Origin of the sequence: Clostridium akagii DSM 12554 (genome assembly GCF_000686725.1) — a bacterium.
Taxonomy (GTDB): Bacteria; Bacillota; Clostridia; order Clostridiales; family Clostridiaceae; genus Clostridium_I; species Clostridium_I akagii.
Genome location: NZ_KK366007.1, coordinates 137,786 through 162,108, shown reverse-complemented (window position 1 = coordinate 162,108; position 24,323 = coordinate 137,786). Strand labels below are relative to the sequence as shown.

Annotated in this window: 15 protein-coding genes and 1 other annotated feature; of the genes, 6 read left to right on the top strand and 9 right to left on the bottom strand. The window is 31.9% G+C overall.

Annotated elements, in window-relative coordinates:
- Position 1 precedes the first annotated feature (1 nt).
- The 4 genes from BR66_RS0116260 to BR66_RS0116245 form a co-directional block, all read right to left on the bottom strand.
- The gene (locus BR66_RS0116260) at positions 2–571 is read right to left on the bottom strand and encodes a TetR/AcrR family transcriptional regulator (protein WP_026883837.1); all 570 of its coding nucleotides are present in this window, start codon (positions 569–571) and stop codon (positions 2–4) included.
- A 167-nt stretch (positions 572–738) separates the two neighbouring features.
- Positions 739–1,953: an HlyD family secretion protein gene (locus BR66_RS0116255; RefSeq protein WP_026883836.1), complete on the bottom strand. Its 1,215-nt coding sequence runs from the start codon at positions 1,951–1,953 to the stop codon at positions 739–741.
- 23 nt (positions 1,954–1,976) lie between these two features.
- Positions 1,977–3,533, bottom strand: a complete 1,557-nt coding sequence (locus BR66_RS24130) for a DHA2 family efflux MFS transporter permease subunit (RefSeq protein ID WP_035796470.1) — start codon at positions 3,531–3,533, stop codon at positions 1,977–1,979.
- A 156-nt stretch (positions 3,534–3,689) separates the two neighbouring features.
- Positions 3,690–4,316 carry a TetR/AcrR family transcriptional regulator gene (locus BR66_RS0116245; protein WP_026883835.1) on the bottom strand — a complete coding sequence of 209 codons (627 nt, stop codon included), beginning with the start codon at positions 4,314–4,316 and terminating at the stop codon, positions 3,690–3,692.
- A 130-nt stretch (positions 4,317–4,446) separates the two neighbouring features.
- Between BR66_RS0116245 and BR66_RS0116240 the strand changes: the two genes are divergently transcribed.
- Complete coding sequence (locus BR66_RS0116240) at positions 4,447–5,412, top strand: phosphatase PAP2 family protein (RefSeq protein WP_026883834.1); 966 nt, start codon at positions 4,447–4,449, stop codon at positions 5,410–5,412.
- A gap of 207 nt (positions 5,413–5,619) precedes the next feature.
- On the opposite strand, the gene BR66_RS0116235 is transcribed toward BR66_RS0116240, so the two are convergent.
- A complete protein-coding gene (locus tag BR66_RS0116235) occupies positions 5,620–7,209 on the bottom strand; it encodes a peptide chain release factor 3 (RefSeq protein WP_026883833.1) in 1,590 nt (529 codons plus the stop codon).
- A 367-nt stretch (positions 7,210–7,576) separates the two neighbouring features.
- Here BR66_RS0116235 and yidA point away from each other — a divergent pair, with 367 nt between their 5' ends.
- Positions 7,577–8,380: a sugar-phosphatase gene (gene yidA, locus BR66_RS0116230; protein WP_026883832.1), complete on the top strand. Its 804-nt coding sequence runs from the start codon at positions 7,577–7,579 to the stop codon at positions 8,378–8,380.
- 201 nt (positions 8,381–8,581) lie between these two features.
- Here the strand turns inward: yidA and trpS are convergent, their stop codons facing one another.
- The gene (gene trpS, locus BR66_RS0116225; RefSeq protein WP_026883831.1) at positions 8,582–9,595 is read right to left on the bottom strand and encodes a tryptophan--tRNA ligase; all 1,014 of its coding nucleotides are present in this window, start codon (positions 9,593–9,595) and stop codon (positions 8,582–8,584) included.
- Positions 9,596–9,646: 51 nt separating this feature from the next.
- Positions 9,647–9,862: a binding site (T-box leader), on the bottom strand.
- A gap of 51 nt (positions 9,863–9,913) precedes the next feature.
- A complete protein-coding gene (locus BR66_RS0116220; protein WP_026883830.1) occupies positions 9,914–10,288 on the bottom strand; it encodes a desulfoferrodoxin in 375 nt (124 codons plus the stop codon).
- A 180-nt stretch (positions 10,289–10,468) separates the two neighbouring features.
- Here BR66_RS0116220 and BR66_RS0116215 point away from each other — a divergent pair, with 180 nt between their 5' ends.
- From BR66_RS0116215 to BR66_RS24125, 3 genes are all read left to right on the top strand, one after another.
- The gene (locus BR66_RS0116215) at positions 10,469–10,660 is read left to right on the top strand and encodes a hypothetical protein (RefSeq protein WP_026883829.1); all 192 of its coding nucleotides are present in this window, start codon (positions 10,469–10,471) and stop codon (positions 10,658–10,660) included.
- Positions 10,661–10,829: 169 nt separating this feature from the next.
- Complete coding sequence (locus BR66_RS0116210; RefSeq protein ID WP_026883828.1) at positions 10,830–11,261, top strand: MarR family winged helix-turn-helix transcriptional regulator; 432 nt, start codon at positions 10,830–10,832, stop codon at positions 11,259–11,261.
- A gap of 87 nt (positions 11,262–11,348) precedes the next feature.
- A complete protein-coding gene (locus tag BR66_RS24125) occupies positions 11,349–12,593 on the top strand; it encodes an MFS transporter (protein ID WP_051624298.1) in 1,245 nt (414 codons plus the stop codon).
- Positions 12,594–12,838: 245 nt separating this feature from the next.
- On the opposite strand, the gene BR66_RS24120 is transcribed toward BR66_RS24125, so the two are convergent.
- On the bottom strand, positions 12,839–21,361 hold the full coding sequence (locus tag BR66_RS24120; protein WP_156946310.1) for a GH36-type glycosyl hydrolase domain-containing protein: 8,523 nt from the start codon (positions 21,359–21,361) through the stop codon (positions 12,839–12,841).
- A gap of 236 nt (positions 21,362–21,597) precedes the next feature.
- Here BR66_RS24120 and BR66_RS0116195 point away from each other — a divergent pair, with 236 nt between their 5' ends.
- The gene (locus tag BR66_RS0116195; protein ID WP_026883827.1) at positions 21,598–22,893 is read left to right on the top strand and encodes a hemolysin family protein; all 1,296 of its coding nucleotides are present in this window, start codon (positions 21,598–21,600) and stop codon (positions 22,891–22,893) included.
- Between the two features lie 111 nt (positions 22,894–23,004).
- Here BR66_RS0116195 and lysA read toward each other — a convergent pair whose 3' ends face one another.
- On the bottom strand, positions 23,005–24,306 hold the full coding sequence (lysA, locus tag BR66_RS0116190) for a diaminopimelate decarboxylase (RefSeq protein WP_026883826.1): 1,302 nt from the start codon (positions 24,304–24,306) through the stop codon (positions 23,005–23,007).
- Positions 24,307–24,323: the final 17 nt, after the last annotated feature.

The following is a 24,323-nucleotide window of genomic DNA, read 5'->3' as shown; positions in this document are numbered from 1 at the left end:
ATTAACTTTTATTTATACTTATAAGATCTGTTAGCATCATCCTTAATACATTTATATCTTTACTTACTCTGAAATATAATAAATAGCCTTCATATATAGCAAAAGCACGATTTGCAATGGCAGAAGCGTTAATTGCAGGAACTCTAGAATACTCTAAAACCGATGTGAATATATCTATTAATTTCTTCATGGATTTTGAATAATATTCTGCGATATCCGGTTCAGAAAATGCAATTTCAAGTCCTAGAACGGCAAATGGACATCCAAAAAAATTTTCACCCTCAGCCTCTTCAATCATTTGTCCAATTAATACTTCTATAAAATCTTCCCACACTCTTCCCTTTGCCGTATTTAATATCCACACACCAATTTTATTTTCATAATAAATTGAAACCTTCACTGCTAAATCTTTTTTACTGGGAAAATGAAAATAAAATGATCCTTTAGGAAGTCCTGTACCTGCCAGAATATCACTGATTCCAGTGGCATTATATCCTTTTTGCATAAATAATTCAGCTGCACATTCAATAAGTTTGTTTTTCGATTGCTCACCCTTTGTATTTTTAGGCATTTTTTATATCCCCTTTTATAATTTTAACTTCCTTAATTTGATAATAGACCAATCAGTCTGTTTTGTCAATACATATTATAAAAAATCCACCGTACTATAATTTAAAGTACAGTGGATTTTTTAATTAGTCATCTTTAGTAAAATAACAAGTCAAAGATTCTGATTTATTATTTTATCTGTATTTTTGCAGTTACAGACATTCCAGGAATAATGTTATCATTCCCTGATTCTAAACTTAATTTCACCGGTACACGCTGGCTTACCTTTGTGTAATTTCCTGAATTATTTGATGTGCTAAATAAACTAAACACAGATGAAGTTGCAAGACCAATGCTTTGAACTTTTCCTTGAAAACTTGTTCCTTTAAATGAGTCTACACTTAATTTAACATTTTCATTTAATTTTATCTTTTCAACATCACTCTCTAAAACATATGCCGTTACCTGAAGCTTTGAAAAATCAACTAATGACATTATTCCCTGTCCTATTGAAACCGTATCACCAACATGTGAGTTAATCTGCACAATAGTACCATCAATTGGAGCCTTTACCTTAGTATTATCCAAATTCAATTTAACTAAATCATAGCTTGCTTGAGCTGATTTTACTTGATCTTCAGCTATAGCTATATCTTTATCTGATGCCCCTGCATTTGTAAGACTTAACTTACTATTAGCAGCATCTATACCTGCTTTTGCCGCTGAGATTTGCGAATTATTAGCATTTATTTGTCCTTGCAAAACAGATATCTGATTTTCTAATTGTTGCTTTGCAGAAAATAATTGTTCTATGGACTCTGCTTTTACAGTGTACTGAGCTTCTGTTATTCCATTAGCTTTTCGCGCAGCATCCAATTGTGAAAGTGCATAACTTGCTTCATAGTTTCCATTAGCTGGATTTTTAAAAGCTGACATTTGTGAAATCAATGTATTATATTGTGATTGCAGATTATTTAAATTTGTAGTTAAATTATCCTTGCTCGTCTGTGCACCACCATATGAAGCGCTTGCTTGGTCAACAGTTGCTTGTGCTCCTGATATTTCCTGACTTCTTGCTCCACCTTCTAATTTTGTAAGTTGTGCTTTTGCAGTGTCGAGACCTGCCCCAGCCTGATTTAATTGTGCTTGTACCTGGTCTGGCTCAATGCTAAACAATATATCTCCTTTTTTTACCTTGTCGCCTTCTTTAACATTTTCACTTACAATTTTTCCAGACACTTTTGGACTAGCATTTATTATATCGCCACTTACCTGTGCATCATCTGTTGAAACAAAATTTGTATTTTCATAGTACCAATTATATCCAAATATACCGAGTCCTATTACAATTACTAAAACTACAATAAAAAATATTTTTCTCTTTGATGTTTTTTTACTTTCCATGTGATCCTCCTGTGTTAATTTATTTATGCAATTAAATCATCTATTTCAATTTCATTTTTCTTTTTCTTTTTATTATCTTTTATAAAAAATGCTAATGGTACTCCTGCAAGACAAATTAAAGTAGAAACTAATAGTGCGTCGTTTATTCCTGCAATTGCTACGGCTTTCATCAAACTGCTGTAAATCTGAGTTAAAAATGCTGTTTTAGTATCTCCTTGACTTAATCCATGTTGCATAGCTATACCTGCAAAGGCATTTTGGGCTTTAATTACTGCAGGTGAGTTTAAATTAATATTTTCTGCATATCTAACAGCATGGAAAGATTCTCTTTTTTGAAGTACCGTAGTTAACAGCGCAATTCCTATAGAGCCACTAATCTGCCGTACAGTACTATTTAATGCCGTTGCCCTACTAGTAAGATTTTTGGGTACCGAATTCATACCTGATGTTTGTGCTGGCATCATTGCCATTCCCATACCAAGTCCTCTAAACATCATAATTATCACAATACTTACATAAGCAGTATCTAAACTCAATTTACTCAGAGCAAAGGATGCAGAGGCTAATATAATAGTGCCAATTATAGTTATCCATTTAGCTCCATATTTATCGAATATTCTGCCGCTAATAGGCATCATTATTCCAGTTATTATAGCTGATGGTAATGATATCATTCCTGACTGCATAGGAGAATATCCTCTAACATTCTGAATATAAATTGGAAGTAAAAATAGCGCTCCATACATACCTATAGTTGTTATTATTGATATTAATAAACTTAATGTAAATGGAAATATCTTTAATACAGTTAAATCTAAAAGTGGTTCCTTTACATTTAGCTCAATAAACACAAAAGCAGAAAGTGATAACACTGCTGTTATAAATAGAATAAGTTCGTATCCTGAACTCCAACCTTTTGAGTTTCCCTGGCTTAAACCAAGAAGTAATGTAAATAGCCCTAAAGCTGAAGTAATGGCCCCTAAATAGTCAAATTTTTTCCCTTTTTTTAGTTCTGTTTCCTTTAGCATTATAACTGCCAGGGTGACGCCTATGATTCCTACTGGAATGTTAATTGTAAAGATTAGTCTCCAATCCATATTCTGAACAATATAACCACTTAACGTTGGTCCTATGGCTGGTGCTGCCATAGCCGCTATACCCCAAATTCCAAGTGCTAGTCCAGTTTTTTCTAGAGGTACAAGTTGATAAATCATTGACATACCTACAGGCATTATCATTCCTCCACCAATAGCCTGAACAACTCTGGCCGCAATCATAGTTTCAGTACTTGTAGCTAAGCCACAAAGTGCCGAACCAACTGTAAAAATAGACAATGCAATAATATAAAGCTTTTTTAATCCAAACCTATCTCCTAAGTAACCGGTAAGGGGGATAATAATACTCATTGTTAACATGTATCCAGTTACTACCCATTCAATTTGATCTGTTGATGCACCAAAAACAGTCATCATTTTAGGAATTGCAACATTTACAATACTAGAGTCCAATATTGACATAAATGTTCCTACAATAACAACACCTAATGCAAGCCACATATATCTATCTTGACTTTTTTTCATTTTACACATCCTTTCTAAAAACTAACTGTTTAGTTAATAATATTATTAAAATCAGAGTTTGATGAATTATTACAAACTTTGGTATAACTAACTGTTTAGTTAACAGCCTCAAAAAAAAAGGATTCTATATCTTTCAATCCTCTTAGACATACAAGGCTACTTATCTTTTTGTATATGCCTTAAATAAACATACCTATGTTGTAAAAATATTTCTTTATATTTTTTTCTTACTTCTTGTTTGTCAAAACCATAAAATTTCGCCCACCGATCTCCTAATGTGACAAAAAAAGTCCATGAAACTGCGTTATAAAAAAATGAATCGATTAAAATACCCATTTCATCCTCTTTGCTTAATTCCACGCCACTATCTTTAAATCCTTTAATTTTAAGCTCAAAAGATCCAAGCAGTGAATCAAACATTGGAACATCCCGATCTTCTGACTTTAATGATTCTACTAATATAATACGCAATATATCCTTTTTATTTTCCATGAAATGAAACATTTTATTTATAACTATATCTAGTTGAGCTTCATCATGTACATCCACATCTTTAAAGATAGATTTTTTTAATTCAATTGACTCATTTACATATCTTTTTACTATTTCTTCCAGCAGTTTTTCCTTGCTCTCAAAATAATAATAAAGCATTGCCTTATTAACCTTTGCCCTTAATGCAATTTCATCAACCCTGGCTCCATCAAAGCCCTTTTCAGAAAAGATTTCTGTTGCAGCTTCAATAATCCTTGATTGGGTTAAACATACTTTTTCCTTATCTTTCATATTTTTCACCCTATCTTATTAACTGACTGTTTAGTTTATTATATCATACTACATTTATTTTGCAATATAATATTAAGTTTAGGTTAATTTTGTGTTATAATTTAATCTGTTATTTAAAGGAGGTTTTCAAATGGAAACGCTTAAAAATGTTAACTTAAAAACTACATTAATAAAAACTTTGGAGTTTTTAGACGATAATTACACCATTTTACTTGGTATAATACTTTTTACTTGCGTATTACCTATATATTTAAGTTCTGCAGGAATGGGCGAAAAAATTGTAGCTTCACTTTATTGGTTTGCTGCCGCCACTGCTTACCCTGATCGTAGAAAAGACATAAAATGGCTTACCTTTGTTATATTGATAATACCATTTGCTTTCTTTCTTACTTACATACAGAAATACGGTTACACAATTTGGGGGAACATTTTACATGTAGAAGCAACTAAAAAAATATCCGTAATTGACTTAAATCCTATATTCAGAAAAATTCCATTTAATGATGGAGCTTTTGCACGTATTTATAAAAGCCAAACTTTAACTTGGTTTATGAGACTTGTTTATAACAATGGTTTTGTAGTCACTGCTATTATTCCAATATACAGGTCCGCAATATGCAAGGATATTAAAAAAATGATAAGATACCTTCTTTCAGCTCATGTACTCCAAATACTTCTAATTAGTCCATTTTACGTAACCTTCCATTTGCAAGAGGTTTGGTATGTATTAAGCCAACCAGATGGTCTAGACAGACATTTAACAGGAGCTGCTGCTGCCGGTTGGACATTAAATTGTTTTCCATCGATGCATACGTCAATTTCCTTTGCTATGTTTTTACTTGTACTCAGGGAGAAAGATGTTATCTTCAAATGGGTTTGGGGTTTCTTCTGTCTAAGTGTAATTTATTCTACACTTTATCTTGAGGTACATTGGGTACTTGATATATTCGCAGGAATGTTACTTGCTTACCTCACAGTAAAAATAGTTGATTTTTTAATATCAAAATTGGATAAACGTTTACTAAAATATGGCAGGTTCTTTTACAGAAATAAAAATTCTTTTCTTTTGAAAAATTCTATATCTAAAGAATCTTAATTTTAGACTATGCTTTAATTGTGCAGTGGTTATGAGCATAAAAACTAACACAATACTTACTTGTTGTTTTTTTCATGATGACTTAATACATAATAAAATAAAAATGGGAGTAGGTAGTTTTGTATACACAAAGTTACCTACTCCCATTTTATCTATTTTTCTGCTTCAGTAAAAAGATATCATTTTCTCTTAACTATTTTTATGATTCTATTTCTTAGAAATATCAGATAGTACTAGTCCCTTATTGTGCTGAAGCGCCCAGTTTATAGCCCAATCAGTTTGAAAAAGAAGTAATGTCCTGTCATCCAAATCTTTAACAATCTTTGTATCCGATGTTAAAACTAAAGTTTTAGGATCAATATCAGCATTTTCTACCCATCTTATATTTCTAAAAGCTAATATATCCATTCTTATATCTACATTATATTCATTTTTAAGCCTATATTCTAAAACTTCAAATTGTAGTACTCCAACAACACCTAGTATTAACTCCTCTACACCAATATCAATTTGTTTAAATACCTGGATAGCACCTTCTTGCGCTATTTGTGTTATTCCCTTAATAAATTGTTTCCTCTTCATTGTATCCACTGTTCTAACTCTAGCAAAATGTTCTGGTGCAAATGTTGGTATTCCTTCAAACTTAAATTTGTCACTGCTCTCGCAAAGTGTATCCCCTATACTAAATATACCTGGATCAAAAACTCCAATAATGTCTCCAGCATAAGCCTTATCAACTATTTCTCTTTCTTGAGCCAAAAATTGTTGTGGTTGAGTTAGTTTAACTTTAGTTCCATTTTGCACATGATAAACTTCCATACCTTTTTTAAACTCACCGGAACAAATGCGCATAAATGCAATTCTATCTCTATGTGCCTTATCCATATTTGCTTGGATTTTAAATATAAAAGCCGAGAAATCCTTGCTTAATACATCTATTTCCCCTTTATCGGAATTTCTTGAAAGAGGCATTGGCGTAAGTTTTAAAAATTCCTCTAGAAATGGTTTTACACCAAAATTGGTTAACGCACTACCAAAAAATACTGGTGTAAGCTCTCCACTTCTGATTTTTTCTAAATCGAATTCATTTCCTGCACCATCTAAAAGTTCTATATCTTCAACAAGTTTATCATGAAGATCGTCCCCTAATAAATCTCTAAATATGCTGTCTTCAACGTTTCCTTCAATGGTTTCTACTTCAAATTGTCCGTGCTTTCCACCGTCAAATACTTGTATTTTCTTTTTATCTCTTTCATAAACACCTTTAAATTCTTTACCTGATCCTATTGGCCAATTCACAGGATAACACTTTATACCAAGTTCATCCTCTAACTGTTGCATAAGTTGAAATGGATCTCTACTTTCTCTATCCATCTTATTTATGAATGTAAATATAGGAATATTTCGAAGACTACAAACGTTAAATAGTTTTCTTGTTTGAGCTTCTATTCCCTTGGCTGCATCCACTACCATTACCGCACTATCTGCTGCAGTTAATGTTCTATAAGTATCTTCACTAAAATCTTCATGTCCAGGAGTATCCAATATATTAACGCAATATCCTTCATATGCAAATTGCATAACTGAAGACGTAACTGAAATACCTCTTTGTTTTTCTATATCCATCCAATCAGATACGGCATGCTTTGAGGCTCTTCTTGCCTTTACAGATCCCGCCATCCTTATGGCACCTCCGTATAGAAGCAATTTTTCCGTCAATGTGGTTTTTCCTGCATCTGGGTGAGATATTATTGCAAAAGTTCTTCTTTTCTCTATTTCATTTATATAATTATCCACTTAATCGTAGTCACTTAAAACTTATTAAACCTTATACACTCAAGATTTATATTATTACCTGTTTATAAGTAACTCTCCCCTCCTTTAGCTCTTCATATTTTTATGAATTACGCTGTAACAAGCGCATTTTATAACATTTTAGCTTTATCTACATTGGGTTTCCTCCTCAATTATACATATGAAGTAAAACTATGACTAATATTTAAAAGGTGTGCACAAACACATACCTAAAAAAGCAAAACAACTTTAATTATATCATTTTTACAGAATTTTTCAACAAACCATAATTGAATAATTCTGCGATTTTAAATATGTTATGTTATAATATTAACAAATTCATTTATATAACACGATTGGAGGACAAAACATGTACAAATTAATAGCTCTTGATATGGATGGTACTCTTCTAAGTAGTGACAAAACCATTTCAAAAGCAAACTTAGAAGCCATTCAAAAAGCAAAAGCAAAAGGTGTAAAAATTGTTTTAGCTACTGGAAGACCTATTAAAGGAATAAAAAAATATCTTAAACAATTAAACCTATTAGAAGAAGGCGATTATGCTATTACTTATAATGGTTCAGTTGCTCAAAGCACAAAAAATGAAGATATAATATCTGAAATTATATTGTCTACCGATGACATTGATAGACTATATTCACTTAGCAAAGATTTAGGAGTTAACATACATGCATATACAAATAATGATTGCATAACCCCAAAGACAAGTAAATATACTTTATTTGAAGCTGAATTAAATTCTATTCCAATAAAGGTAACAGATTTCAATAAACTTCCTAGAAATACACCTATTATTAAAATAATGTTTATTGACGAGGAAGATATTTTGGACAGGGCTATCGCAAAACTTCCAAAAGAACTTTATGATAAATATACAATAGTTAAAAGTGCTCCATATTTTTTAGAATTTATTAATAAAAAAGTTAACAAAGGCGTTAGTATTAGAATTCTTGCCCAAAAGCTAGGAATATCCATGGATGATGTTATATGCATTGGTGATCAAGAAAATGATAAACACATGGTTGATTATGCGGGTCTAGGCATTGCAATGGAAAATGCTACTGATGAATTAAAGGAAGTTGCTAATTTTGTTACAAAAAGCAATGATGAAGATGGCGTAGCCTATGCAATAAATAAGTTTATATTAGATTAGCAATTCAATCCGTGAACTGAAGTAGATCTTTATAAAATCCCGTGTTTTATAGGGACAAGTTTCAAGTCACCAATTGTTTACATTTTTTTCTGACGAAAAACAGCCAACCGAATATGTTAATATTGGGTTGGCTGTTTTTTATATTATCCTTACTTTGCTCCAGCAAAATATCCTCAACTGGCTTGCAACTTGTCACTGTTTCTATTTAGACACTGGAATAAACCCGATTTTTTTCTGCATCTTTCTTAGGGTCTTATTTGCAATATAGTTTGCTTTTTCTGCTCCAGCTTTATATATTTTTTCTAAATTGGTTTTATCTGCTAAAATCATCTCTACCTTATTTTGTATAGGCTCAAATTCATTTATAATTGCAGTTGCAACATCTTCTTTAAATTCAGCATACCCTTTTCCTGCATATTTTTTCTCTATGCAATCAAAACTTTCTCCTGTTAACGTATTTAGAATATTCATTAAATTTTTAACACCAGGTTGTTCGTCTGAATATTTAACTATTCCAATGCTATCAGTTACAGCTCTTGAAATCTTCTTTTTTATAACTTCTGGAGGGTCCATAAGTAGAATAAAACTATTGGGATTCTCTGAGGACTTTGACATTTTTTTTAATGGTTCCTGAAGGTCCATAATCTTTGAACCTTCTTTTGGTATATATGGTTCTGGAATTTTAAATGTTGGGCTATAGGCATTATTAAATCTTTCTGCTATATTCCTAGTCAGTTCTAAATGTTGCTTTTGATCTAGTCCTACAGGCACTAGATCCGTTTGATATAAAAGTATATCTGATGCCATTAGCACTGGATAATTCAGTAGTCCTGCGCTTATAGAAGTATCATTACCAAATTTACTCGACTTGGTTTTATATTGAGTCATTCTACTTAGTTCTCCAACATAAGTATTACAGTTTAAAAGCCAAGCGGCTTCTGTATGGGCAGATACATGTGATTGTATAAACATAGTGTTTTTTTCTGGATCAAGTCCTGCTGCTAAATAAATTGCAAGTATTTCTAAAGTTCTCCTTCTTAAATCCTTTGGTTCCTGTCTTGCAGTAATTGCATGTAAGTCTACTACACAATAGTAACAATCATATTCATCTTGGAGTTTCACCCAGTTTTTTAATGCACCCAAATAATTACCTATTGTTAAATTACCTGAAGGCTGTATTCCACTAAATATAACTTTTTTACCTGTTTCTTCCAAATTAATCACTCCTACAAAAAAATTAAAAGCCCCGAACAAAGTCTTAACCTTGTTCAGGGCGAAATATACGCGGTACCACCTAATTTTAGAAAACTTAGTTTTCCCTCATTTAAAAATCCTTATAACGCAAGGAAACGTCTAGGAATACTAATTTTCTTCCCAAATCTCAGAAATCCATTCAACTTAATCATAATTGCTGCATTACACCATACACAGCTCTCTTAAAATCTGTTTTTAAGTTTACTTACATTTCATCATCAAACTCAATTGTGTTTACTATACAGTTAATATAATATTATATATGTTTTTTGTCAATAATTATTTTTTCCACAATCCGTGAAGATTACAATATTCTCTTACTAAAACTATATCTTCATCTATAATAAAAGTTGCTTCTGGTTTTTCATTTGGCTTTAAGAATTTTTTATATACCTTGTTAGCTGTAATAACTTCTATCCATTGGATATAATGTTCTTCAGTCATTGGATGCTGAACTTCTCCAACCTTTACAAATACTTCTGAACCTTTTTTCTCAACTACAGGTACATGTTTTTCAACGGCTGCATCTACAGAATTTGCTTCCAATAAAAGCATTGGTTTTCCACAACACACTAAAGTTCCGCCTGCTTTTCCTACAATTTCAACTATGTTACCGCATATTGGACATTTATAAATTTGATTTAATTCTGTCATAATATAATCGCCTCCATTAAATTTATATTTGGTTCTTACTATATTATATCACTTATCATACATAGGTTAAGTACTTTGACAAATAATTTAAACATAATTTAATTTTTATTTGGAATACTATTTAATACAGACAAACTACTAACTATTATTATGTCTGATATTTGAAAGGAGAATACATCAATGTCTAAAAAACCTTATTTACCAAGAGAAAGAGGCTATATGGAAGAAAAAACAAAAAAAATAAAAGCATACTCCAAAAGTGACTACACAGAGCTTCCTGATCCAGTAAAGGACCCTATTGCTTGCAATAATATTGCTTGGCAGGAATTTGATTATACCTATGACGAAACTAAAGATGAACCAGACAAGTGACAAATTAATAGAGACTTCTCTGCCGCCGCAGAAAAATCTCTATTAAAATAAAATAACATAATGAAGTTTCTTTATATTAACTTAATTCATTTACAATAGTATTGACAAAATATAGAATAAGTTTTATTATAAATATAGTTCATATATGAAATGATTTAGGAGTAAACATATGTCAAAAGAATTATTACGAAATATTTACATGAAAGTTCGTCATATAAATGATGTTTCAGTTAACCACTTTGCTGACTCAACATCAGGTTGTGATGCTACAGGAGTTCAGTTTGGAGTTCTTAGGAATATACCACCTGAAAGTTCTATTACCATGTCGGAATTAAAAGACAAGGTAAAATGTGCTGCGAGTAATATGACAACAATAATTAGAAGAATGGAAAAACAGAAGCTAGTAGTAACTTTTAAGAACTCTACTGATATGCGCCAAACTATGGTTTCACTAACTGAAAAAGGACTTGATGTTAGAAATACTATGGAAGTTACATACCAAAGCTTTTTGCTAGATATGTATGGTGTATTAAGTGATGCTGAACAAGAAACTTTAAATAGTTTACTTAAAAAGATAGAAGGGAACCTTAAAAATAAATGAGGTTTTTCTTTTGATAATTTACTTCATATATGAAGTAAATTCAATTAAACAAATAAAAGAAGGATGTTGGAAGGATTGTATTTTGCTATGAATAACGAGAAAAATGTGAAAAATTTAAATGGAATTGTTTTTATTTTATTTATGATTATCTTTTTAATTGGTTCTGATACTTTCTTAGTTTCTCCACTAATACCAACATTAAGTAAAAGTTTTAATGTTACAGTATCAGAGGTGGGGCTTTTAGTAATTGCATATTCCCTTCCTTATGCAATTTGTGGTTTTGCTTTTGGACCTTTATCCGATAAAGTGGGAAGAAAAGTAATGCTTAAATGGGGAATACTTGCCTTTACCATATCTACATTTTTGTGTGGCTGCGCTTGGAGTTTCTGGTCCTTATTTTTCTTTCGTGTTTTATCTGGTATTGCCGCAGCAACTTCACCACAGGTTTGGGCAATAATAGGGGACCTTGTTCCTTTTAAAAAACGTGGTCATGTTATTGGAATTGTAGCAGCAGCACTTTCAATCAGCCAAATTCTTGGAGTTCCATTTGGTGCTTTTGTAGCTGGTGCTGCTGGATGGCGTTTTTCTTTCTACGCTCTTGGCATTTTAGGAGTAATCGTTACTTTATTAGTAATCTTTGCCTTGCCCGTAATTGAAAATACTACTGCACCAGTTGCTAAGGCTGCTTCTTCAGAGCTTAGTCATTCTTTAAAGCTTGTTTTAACAAATAAAAGGGCTGTGGCTGGATTACTTGTTACTTTCTTCATGATGTTTGCAAGTTTTGGAATGTATTCTTTCTTAGGAGCATGGCTTTCTAATTCATTTAATATGAGCGTTAGTACAATAGGTACTGTTATTGTTGTAGTTGGTTTTGGTAATTTAGTAGGAAACCTTTCAGGTGGATTCTTGGGAGATGCTTTTGGTAAAGGACGTGTAGTTATTATAGGATTAACAATTTTAGCAGTATCTCTTATTTTATTACCATATACTTCTTCTAATCTCATTTTTGCAATGGTTTGTATTTTTCTATGGTTACTTAGTGGAGGTGCATCATTATCTTCTCTTAATTCAATAGTAAGTGAACTTGTACCATCATTACGTGGAACTGTAATGAGTTTAAATAGTTCTTTTATGTATATGGGAACTACCATGGGAGTTATTGTTGGTGGTGTTGCAATCAATAAATTTGGATATGTTGGTCTTGGTTTTGCAAATGGAATCTCTGCATTTATTGCAATGCTCCTTATTTGTTATTTAATAACACGTCAAAGATGCGACGGATATTTTGTGTCAGACAAGGAGACATGTCCCGCAGATAGTGTTGCTATCTAAGGGTTATGTGGACGCAGTATGACGCAAAATAGACTAGCATACTGGCTTGTTATTTCTTTGAAGATGCCTAAAATCTAAACCAGAAAAATTCACCTTGAAAGTTCCAACTAAAGCAAGTTGAGCAAACACATCAAAATTTCTTGTAATAAAATAGGAATGTAGGAAGATTTGTCTACAAATCTTCCTACATTCCCGATTTTTCTGCCCCAGCAGAAAAATCCTCCTTAACTTGCAACTTGTCACCTTTACATGATGACAAGAACATCGTGCTCACCACTCTCAAAGAATGGTATAACTCCTGTGCTAATAGGTTTCCCATCAACATTCACTGTTTTTTTCTCGCCTCTTGTTACTTTAATATTATATTTACATTTTTCATGAGTATAATTTATCTCGTATTCATTCCATTCTTTAGGTACACATGGATGTATTTTAAATCCTTCACCACTAAAAAGAGTTAATCCCAGTATACCTTCAATTCCAACTCTATACATCCAACCTGCAGCACCTGTATACCAAGTCCAACCTCCTCTACCAACGTTTGCTTGTTGTGAATATACATCTGCTGCCATAACATAAGGTTCCACCTTATATATGTCACTTTCCTCCTTAGTCGTAGCATGATTTACAGGATTTATCATATTAAAAATTTTCCACGCTTTATCCTTTTCACCAAGTCTTACCATAGCAAGAATCACCCAAGTTGCTGCATGTGTATATTGTCCTCCGTTTTCTCTCACCCCGGGAATATAACCTTTTATATATCCAGGCTCAAGCTGAGAATTATTGAACGGTGGTGTTAACAATAACACCATTTTATTATTTTCTTTAACAAGATATTTTTCCAAATAATTCATTGCAATCTTAGTATGTTTAATATCTCCAGCTTTAGATATAACTGACCAAGATTGAGAAAGTGAATCTATTTTACACTCATCATTTTGTGATGAACCTAGTGGTGTGCCATCATCAAAGTATGCTCTTTTATACCATGCGCCATCCCAAGCATTTTTTTCTATATTTTCTCTAACAAAATCACACAAATGGGAATACCTTTCACTTCTATATTTATCTTTTTTGAATTTGCATATATCTTTAAAGTCATTGAGTATACTATATAAAAACCATCCAAGCCATACACTTTCACCTTTGCCCTTGTTTCCTACAGTACTCATACCATCATTCCAGTCTCCACTTCCCATTAGAGGTATATTGTGGCTACCAAATTTCAAGCCTTTCTCTAATGCTTTCATACAATGCTCATATAGTGTGCCTGACTTATCTGATTTTGGTGACACATTATATCTTTCATCTTCTCCATCTTTTAGAGGCGCATCTTCAATGTAAAAGACCTGTTCATCAAGAATACTGTAATCTCCAGTATTTTTAATATAATCACTAGTTACGTATGGTAGCCATAACAAATCATCTGAAAATCTAGTTCTTATGCCACTGTCAACTATTGGATGCCACCAATGCTGAACATCGCCTTCCAAAAATTGTCTAGATGCACTTAAAAGTATCTGCTTCCTTGTCATCTCAGGTTTCAGAAAACACAATGGCATTACATCCTGAAGTTGATCCCTAAACCCATATGCACCACCTGATTGATAAAATGCAGTTCTTGACCATAATCTACATGCAATAGTTTGATACATTAACCATCCATTTAACATTATATCCATACTTTCATCAGGTGTTTTAACCTTTATCTTTCCAAGTAGATCGGACCAATATTTTTTCGTATTTTCCAGTTCAACTGTAGTACTCCGAGTCTTTGAATATTTATCTATAATACTTTCTATTTTTTCAAGGCTTTCATCTTGGCCAAAAACTATATTAACCGTTTTTTCTTCATTTTGTTCCAAACTCACCTTGGTGTTTTCTGCCATACATGGATCTAATCCAGCACCAACGTTATTTGAAAGCCTTTCTTTTGTAATTACAAATGGACTTTCCATACTTCCGCCTCTTCCTATAAACTCCTTCCTGTCACCAGCAAAACTCTCTTCATTACCTCCTATTATTTTAAGATAAGCAAAACTTCTACCGAAATTTCCACTGTATGGATTTTGAGCATATATAAATTCACCTTTCTTTTGTAAAAAGGTTACTGTATGCAAAGCTGTATCTCTTGGAACTACACCTAGTACTAGTTGAATATAATATGTCAAAGACAATTTTCTTCTAATATTGGATATATTTTTTAGTTTAACTCTAATAATTTTAACTTTTTCGTCCATTGGCACAAACATTGTTGTTTCACCTATTATTCCAAAAGCCACGTGCTTAAAATTAGAGTATCCTCTACCATGTTCGATAATATAGTCGCCCGCATCTCTTATAGGTTTAGGTGAAATACTCCATACATCTCTTGTCTCTTCATCTCTGATATAAAGTGCTTCTCCTAATTTATCACTGACATAATCATTTGACCAAGTTGATAATTTATTTTCCCTACTATTTTCACACCACGTATACGCACTTCCAAGTTCTGAAACATGAAATCCAAAATTCTCATTTGAAATCACATTAATCCAAGGTGCTGGTGTATTTTCATTATCTCTAAGTCTAATTACATATTCGTTTGTAGCTATGTCAAATCCGCCATATCCATTATAATATTTCAACTTTCTCTCCGGGAAATTATAGTCCTTTTCTTCATATTCCCTATGTTTTTGGTTTAACGTAGGCACATCATAGTTAAGCTTTATGCTGTTTTTTACTTGCTTTACTAAAAGCCCTTTAGCTGAATCTATAATAAATCTAGCTATACCAATGAGAAATCTTATATTTTCTTCACTTATAATTGACTTTCCTAGTAAGAAAACTCCACCGGATTTATTCTCTTTATCTTTAGAATGTCCTGAGTTAATTACATCACTCAAAGAATTGGTTAGGTTCTGCAAGTAATTACTATCTTCCATGTTAATAATTACTAGATCAACTTTTAAACCTTTTATTGACCAGTATTCATGTGCATTCAATACTTGCTTTACAAGTCCAATATCTTCTTCACCCCTAACTAACAATAATAGTATTGGCAAATCTCCTGATATACCGTAGGGCCATAGCTCTTTTTGAGACTTATTTACACCTTTGATATATTCTTCTCTATCTCTCACCATAGTATTAATGAAAATAATCTTTGATGCCATACATTGATATAGATTAGCTTGGTTTGGTTTTATGCCTAAGTAATTTAGTTCAACTTGACTTTGACTCCACGCTAGACTAAATACTCTCTTTACATTTTGTAGTTCACTATATTTTTTAGCCAAGCTAACGGCTTCCTCTTTTGATTCAGTAATGGAACTTATATACGATATAATGCAATTACCTCCAGATTTTATCTTTATTCGCCTCCTTATAGATATCACTGGGTCTAGTACATCTCCTACAACGTTTTTAAGATCATTATTATTTTTTATAGCCAAAGGATAATTTATATTTCCACCTCTTCCTATAAAATTTACCCTGCTAGTTTCATATTGAACATCTCCAATTGTTATGCCATCCACTACCATAGTTTGCATAATCCAAGGTTTTTTCTGATTTTTAGCCCTAGGTCGTCTATTGGCCAATATGCACATAGGTTCTTTTAAAAATTCAGTTCTTATAAACAAATTGCTGAAGGCAGGATGAACTTCATCCGCATTCATAGGCGCCAAAGTTACCTCACAGTAGCTAGTAACCTCAATTAATTTTTCCATATTACTTCCGTTTTTAATTACAATTCTTCTTACCTCTGTGTTATCTTCATTTGATACAGCAATTTCAGTATGAGTTTCAATGTTATTATCCTTTCTCTTAAATTCCACTTTATCCAAAGCAAATATGGCTTCATATGCTTCCCCCGCTGTTTTACAAGGTTCATATGTTGCACTCCAAACCATTTTTGTGCTTAGATCCTTAATATAGAAAAATAATCCACTATCATCTAGTGTTACGTCTTCTCTCCATCTGTAGGCGAACATATCTTTGAACTTTCCATAACCACTGCCACTATTTGTAATCATAATAGAGTAATCACCGTTGGACAATAAATGTGTTTCTGGCATTTCAGTATTCTGATTATAACGCCTTACTATAAAATTTGCTCTTTCATCATTAGGCTGAGGTACTTCAAAAGACTGTTCTCTATCATAAGTAACCACCTTAGGTACTCTTTCCTGCAAAAGCAATTCGGCTGACTTTACTTTTGGTATAGCATGAAATCTATTTTGAAGTATATAGCTATTAAGTATGTTGTCAATTGCCATAAGACACATTCCTTGGTGATGTACCATAAAGCATCGTACAATCTCACTTTTAACTCCTTTAGGCATCCTATCCATGGTATAATCAATGGCTTCATATAATCCATAATTTCCCTCAAGTCCTTGTGAAATTAGTCTCTTTAAATTCGCCAGCCCTCCGCTTAACTGCTCCTGCATTGCTAAAATTGTAGAGTATGGCGATATTACTAGTTCATCCACAAGGCCCCGTTTTAACCCTATTCCAGGTACCCCAAAAGCTTTATATTTGTAATTTTTTGCCACATCAAAGCTATAAAATGCAGATTCAGAAATTCCCCAGCAAGGTATGCCTCTACTCCTTGCATATTTTTTTTGCCCGTTAATTACGCTTTTATATGTCTCATTGAGAAGAGTGTCAGGGTAGTTTTTCATAATAAGTAGTGGCATGAAATATTCAAACATTGTGCCACTCCATGAAACCAGCCCCTTACCTTTGCCCATAAATGTCATAGCTCTACCAAGCTTAAACCAATGAGTTTGCTCCACCTCACCACTGGCAATCGCAATAAAACTTGCCTGTCTTGATTCAGATGCTAACAAATCATAATAACAATTTGTTAAAATTCCTTTATCTACATCATATCCAATTGAAAATAGTTGCCTACTTTTTTCATATAACATCTTAAAGTTCATTTGTTCCGACATGTTTTTAAGCCTAGTTTTTATACTATTTATTTTATCTCTAACCTTCTGGATCTCAGTTTTGCTACTACTAAGCATATCCTTTAAATTATTAATCCATTTTGTATCCTCACCGAAAGCATCATCACTAATTTTAATTGTGCTTATTATCCTGTCGATTTCTTCTTGTATATTGTTAAATGGTATTTTATATGATAAATCTTTTATCTTTTCCGCCTTATCATTTATCATCTCTGCCCTATTATTGGCAACTTCTGCCCAAGGAAAAAGCCTCTCCAATTCTTCCAGCCTCTTTTCAAGCTGATGTTTAGCTTTTGAATTCCAATAAAGCACTATGTTCCTACTGTTTTTTTCCAGCTTGTCACACTTATCCTTTACATCTTTAAAAGTCTTTTTCAATTCACTAGCTTCAAGTTTTGAAGCTTCAATAAGAGTAATGGAATCATTATAATAGTTTTTAATAGAAAGTTCCCTCTCTATTTCCTCATTTGCAATTCTTAAAGTATCACAAATTCCTTCTCTATATATGCCACTTATTAGTGGCTTTGACATATAATCATCTAAAGCTTCCTCAGTGAGCCAAATATAGCCCAGCAGATTCCCACTATCTACTGTTGAAATATATTTTGGGTTTAAAGGCTGTTTTGTTTTTGTATCGTACCAATTATAAAAATGTCCATTAAGTTTTTCTAGAGATTCCATACTCCCTATTATCTTATCAAGTTTCCATATCAATTCATCTAAACTTGTATATCCAAGATCATATCCTACAAGATTAGAAGTTATCCCCATGCCCATATTAGTTGGGGATGTTCTATGTGCCACGCCAACAGGTGGATTTTCTTGATAATTATCCGGTGCTAAAAAGTTTTCCTCTTCATTAATAAAATCTTCAAAATACGCAAAAGTTTTTCTACTTATTCTTCTAATTAAATTTCGTTCTTTATCCGAAAGTTGCATTATAACTTCTTTTCTATCTCTACTTATTAAAAATGCAATAGCTGGGCTAAAAAACCATAACATACATGATGGAAGCATAACGAGACCTATTTCTATTCCTCTTCCAAATGCTAATGTTCCAATAAACAAACTTAATATACTCCCCTGCCACATAAACTCTATATAATCTATGATCTTTTTCCCGCTACTCATTTCCACTTCTTCTGCGGTCTGCCATTTTAACAGGTTTCTCTTAGTGAAAATAAGTCTATATAGCGTTGTTAATATAGCTCCAATCATTAAACAAGCATTAAATGCTAGAAAACTAAAAATCAAAAATATCTGTAGTATTAAATTTTTATTATTATTCATTTTACCAGTTAAACTTATTCCTCTCATCGGTGATGCCACGACTTCTGAAACATCAAAAAGCCAAGGAAAAATTAATGCTATGAACGCTAAACTAAGCCATTTTTCAAATCCATCTGGCACAATTGTAAGTGATATTATTATCAAAGCCATTATAGAAGGCGCCAAAAGGCTTCTTCTTAAATTATCTACCATTTTCCATCGGGATAAAGCATTCACTCCTAATTTGCTACTTATATATGGTATAAGTTGCCAGTCTCCCCTAACCCATCTATGAAGTCTTTTGCTACTTGCATTATAATAAGCTGGATAACCATCAATGAATTCCACATCTGATATTAGTGCACATCGTCCTAATGCCCCTTCTAAAAGATCATGACTTAGCACCGTATTTTCCTTTATTTTACCTTGAACAATGTTTTCAAAGACATCTATATCATAGATGCCTTTACCAGTGTAAATTCCTTCACCAAATAAATCTTGATATACATCTGATACAGCCATACTATATGTGTCTATCCCTGTCTCTCCAGAAAATATTTTCGAATAAAATGTTTTATTGGATTTCACAGTACTTATGCATACCCTAGGTTGCATAATACCATATCCTCTTGTTACCTTTCCATTCTCTATCTTTGCCTCATTTAATATGTGGCTCATAGCACCAATAAGCTTTTTAGCTGCATCCATAGGCAATTTAGTATCCGAATCTAATGTTATTATATACTTTATATCCTGTAGCCTTTTTATATCGCCACTTACCACATTAAAACTAGTATTTTCATTACCTTTTATCATAGAATTAAATTCCATGAGTTTACCTCTTTTTCTTTCCCATCCAAGCCACATATTTTCCTTTTCATTATATATCCTATATCTATTGAAAAAATAAAAGATCTCTCCATCTTCCCCCTTATATTTTTCATTTAATTTTTTTATTAGCTTTAAAGCGGCTGAATTAATATCATCATCATTAGGTAATTCCTTCTCATTTTTACTATCTTTAAAATCTCCAATCACAGCAAAACATAGATTTTTCTCCTTATTGGACAAGTAGTAAACTTCAAGCTTATTTATAAGTTCCTCAGCCTTTTTCGCATCACTAATAATTGCTGGAATTACTACCATTGTTCTAGCTTCTTCTGGTATACCATTGTATAATTCAATCTTTGGTATAAATCTAGTATCAGTAAGATGATTTACACTCCAATTCAGTACTGAATTAACTATTTCACTACATGGCAAAATAACTGCAATCCCTGCAATAACATATTTCCAAATTACAATATTTTTATCACTTGCTAGGCTGATACTTATAATAATTCCCATCAAAGCTAACGTTCCCAGTATATTTGTGAATATGTACCAAAAAATTTTATGATTTTTAAATGGTATAGTTAAAATATGAATACCCTTTTCTTTAAAATTTATTTTTTTCTTAAGACAAAGGATCCCTTTGTCAACAATATAGTAACCAACATGTTTCTTATATTCTTTGTTATCATCCACTTCCGCTTGCTCTGCACATTGGATGGCCATTTTAGCTACATACGCTTCAGATATTTTCATGTATTTTGCTATTTTTTCAATATTATGTCTATAATAATCCCTTGATGCAAAATCCATTTTTTCATATATTTTAGCTGGGTCTTCTCTTAATACTCGCTCCACATAGCTCAATTTTTCAAAACACTCTCTCCATGTTAAAGCTTCCACCTCTCTTATTGAGTTAATACAACTTCCCATTAAAAGTTTTAAATTTGATTGCATCTGATGCTCAAGTGAAATAATTTTACTTGTATTACTTGATACTTCATCAAGTTTATTATCTATCCATGAATATATTTGCTCATTATCTATAGCATTATCCCTAAGTATCTTTAAAAGTCTCTCGCTGAAATGAGGCGTAAACTTTATATCCTCTGATAGAATAGCATTTAATTTAGAGTCATCTGTGCCTTCATTTACTGTATTAATGATTTTATCCCCAATTAAATCCGCTTTACGTTTTTCAATTTGAGCATATACAATTTTTTCTGTAATATCACTTATACTCTGTATTAAAGATATTCTAAGCATTTTAGGAAGTACCCAAAGCTCATTATCTGTTAATATAAATTGATTTTGATATTCAGCAATAAATTGTATTATTGTTTTTTTATCTATTTTATTTTCTGATTTGCATATTATTTCCTGGGCAATATCATATATTCGTGGATAACCTTTAAAAGTACCTTTTTCTACAATAGGTATATTTTTATAAAAGTCTTTGGTCATATTATGTTTTATATCTTTATACTCTTTTTCAATTAAATATATGTTATCCATTAACCATTCTGCTACGGGTATTACATCTCTTTTATATTTCATTTCGTCATCAATGTACTCATACCCCTTAATAATAATTTTATAACTTCTATCCAGATTTTTTATTATTTTTTTCTTACTACTTCCTGTTTTAAATATTTTATTGTAATCAGATGCATTAGTAGCATGGTTTAGAAACTCCTCATTAGGCATATATAACCATCCTTTCCTGAAAGTTATTAAAAAGTGAAGCTTCTTTTAGTATTCCCGAAAATGAAAATAAAATTATAAAATTTATAACACAGATTTTTTTGGATATATTATTTATATTTAATGGATAATTTAATTACAATATAAATTAAATACCTATGGTATAATATGAATTAATATTTATAATCTTATAAATATACAAATGCTATGTAGGTACTTGGAAGGGGAATTACTAGAATATGATTATCTTAATAAACATTATTATTGTGTTTCTACTTGTTTTTATAAATGGATTCTTTGTGGCAACGGAATTTGCCATGGTAAAAGTAAGAAAGTCTAGAATAGAAACATTGGTGCTTGAAGGCAATAAGAATGCAAATCACACTTTAAAAGTTGTTAATAATTTAAATTCATACTTGTCAGCATGTCAGCTAGGAATAACTTTAGCCTCCTTAGGTTTAGGATGGATAGGAGAGCCTGCTGTTTCCGATGCTTTAATGCCATTATTTAATCTACTTAATATGCCAAAGGCTACAATAGAATCAATTTCATTCGTTTTAGGCTTTGCACTTATAACATGCTTTCATATTGTACTTGGTGAATTAGTCCCTAAATCCTTAGCAATTATAAGCGCAGAAAAAATAGCTATTTATACCGCTTTGCCACTCACATTATTTTATAAAATAACTTATCCCATAATGTGGTCTTTTAATCATAGTACTAACTTTGTTTTGAAGATATTTGGGATTTCACGTGTTGATGAAGAGGAAGCTGCACATACTGATGAAGAAATAAAATTATTGGTCCAAGAAAGCTATAATCATGGTTTAATAGACAAAACTGAATTGACTTTTGTAGATAATATATTTGATTTTTCTGAGAAAACCGCAAAAGAAATAATGATACCGCGTACTGATATGACGTGTATTTCTAACAATGATTCTTTTGAAAATATTATATCATTTGCTTTAGAACAAAGGCATACTAGATATCCATTATATTCTGATAGCAAGGATAATATTATAGGTTTTATCCACATTAAAGACTTATACAAACAACAAATAGAAGGTACTAATGAAAATATAAAAGACATTATTCGTGAGATTAAATTTGTTCCTGAATCCATGCCCATAAGTGAACTACTAAAGGTATTTAAAAAAGAAAAAACTCAAATAGCCATAATTATTGATGAATATGGTGGAACCGCAGGCCTAGTAACCATCGAGGATATTTTAGAAGAAATTGTTGGTGAAATTCAAGACGAGTTTGATGAAAGTGCTGATGAAATTACTAAAACTGAAGATAATAATTATATAGTTGATGGGAAACTCATTCTTGATGATATAAATGACCTTTTGAAAATCAACATTGAATCTGAAAACATTGATACTATAGGTGGATGGATTTATTCACAGTTAAATTCATATCCACAAATTAATGACAAAATAACCTATGCAAATTACGATTTTTTTGTATTACAATGTAACAGAAAAAGGATAACAAAAGTTCTAATTAAAAACTCCCCTGAAAAATAGGAATTATCTGAAAAAAATAGGAATGTAGCCAGATTTGTTTTGCAAATCTCCCTACATTCCTATTTTAACTTGTCACTTGTCACTCTTCACTTGCCTCTTCCGAATTTGTTTTTAAAGTAGTTTCAGTTCATTTTCTATAAGTTCTTCATAACTCTGTCGCTTGCAAACTAATTTTGCATTTCCATCAGCTACAAAAATTACCGCTGGTTTTTGGGCCTTATTGTAATTACTACTCATGGAATACCCATAGGCACCAGTACTTGCTACTGCTAGGATGTCACCACTAACAGCTTTAGAAATCTCAACATCCTTTATTAAAATATCACCTGATTCACAGCACTTTCCTGCTATTGTTACTTTTTCGTTAGAATTATCATTCATCTTACTTACAATTGCACATTGGTATTCAGCGTGGTACAGTGATGGTCTTACATTATCTGTCATACCACCATCAACTGAAACATATTTTCTTACACCCTCGATATTTTTTATTGCACCAATTGTATAAAGTGTTGTTCCTGCATTACCTATAATAGACCTTCCAGGTTCAATTATTAAACTTGGCAAGTTGATCTCTAATTCCTTAGCTTTTTCTTCAGCTCTTTTTAGTATAATACTGCAGAAATCTTCTATTTTTCTAGGTTCATCCCCATTGGTATAGTAGATACCAAATCCTCCACCAAGATCAAGTTCCTTTATTTCATGACCAGTTTTTTCTTTTATATCTTTTATAAGATTCAGCATAACATCAACTTCATCTTCATAAGGCTTAATTTCAAAAATTTGAGAGCCTATATGTGCATGTAACCCTACTAATTCAATGTTAGAAAATTCTATAGATTTCTTAACAGCGTTTATTACATCATCACTTATAAGATTAAACCCAAATTTAGAATCTATCTGACCCGTCTTTATATATTCATGCGTATGAGCTTCAATTCCAGGAGTGATTCTCAAAAATATTTTTTGAATTTTATTATTCACCTTTGCAATTTCATTTATTTTTTCCATTTCGTAAAAATTATCCACAACAAATATTCCAACCTTAAGTTCAATTCCCATTTTAATTTCTTCTGTAGTTTTGTTATTTCCATGAAATAAGATTTTCTCCATAGGAAAATCACTTTTATAAGCTGTAAATAATTCACCACCAGACACTACATCAAGATTTAAGCCCTCTTCATTTATTACTTGGCACATAGCAATAGTTAAAAATGCCTTGCCTGCATATGCCACTTTGTTAATTCCTTTTTCTAAACCAAAAGCTTTGTAATACTTTTTGCATTTATCTCTCAAAAGCTGCTCATCTATAACATAAAGCGGTGTTCCAAAATTTTTGCATAGATGACTACTACTTACACCGCCTATATACAATTCATCTTGATTAATATCCATTGTTCCAAAAAGTTTCATTTAAATGCCCCCTCGTA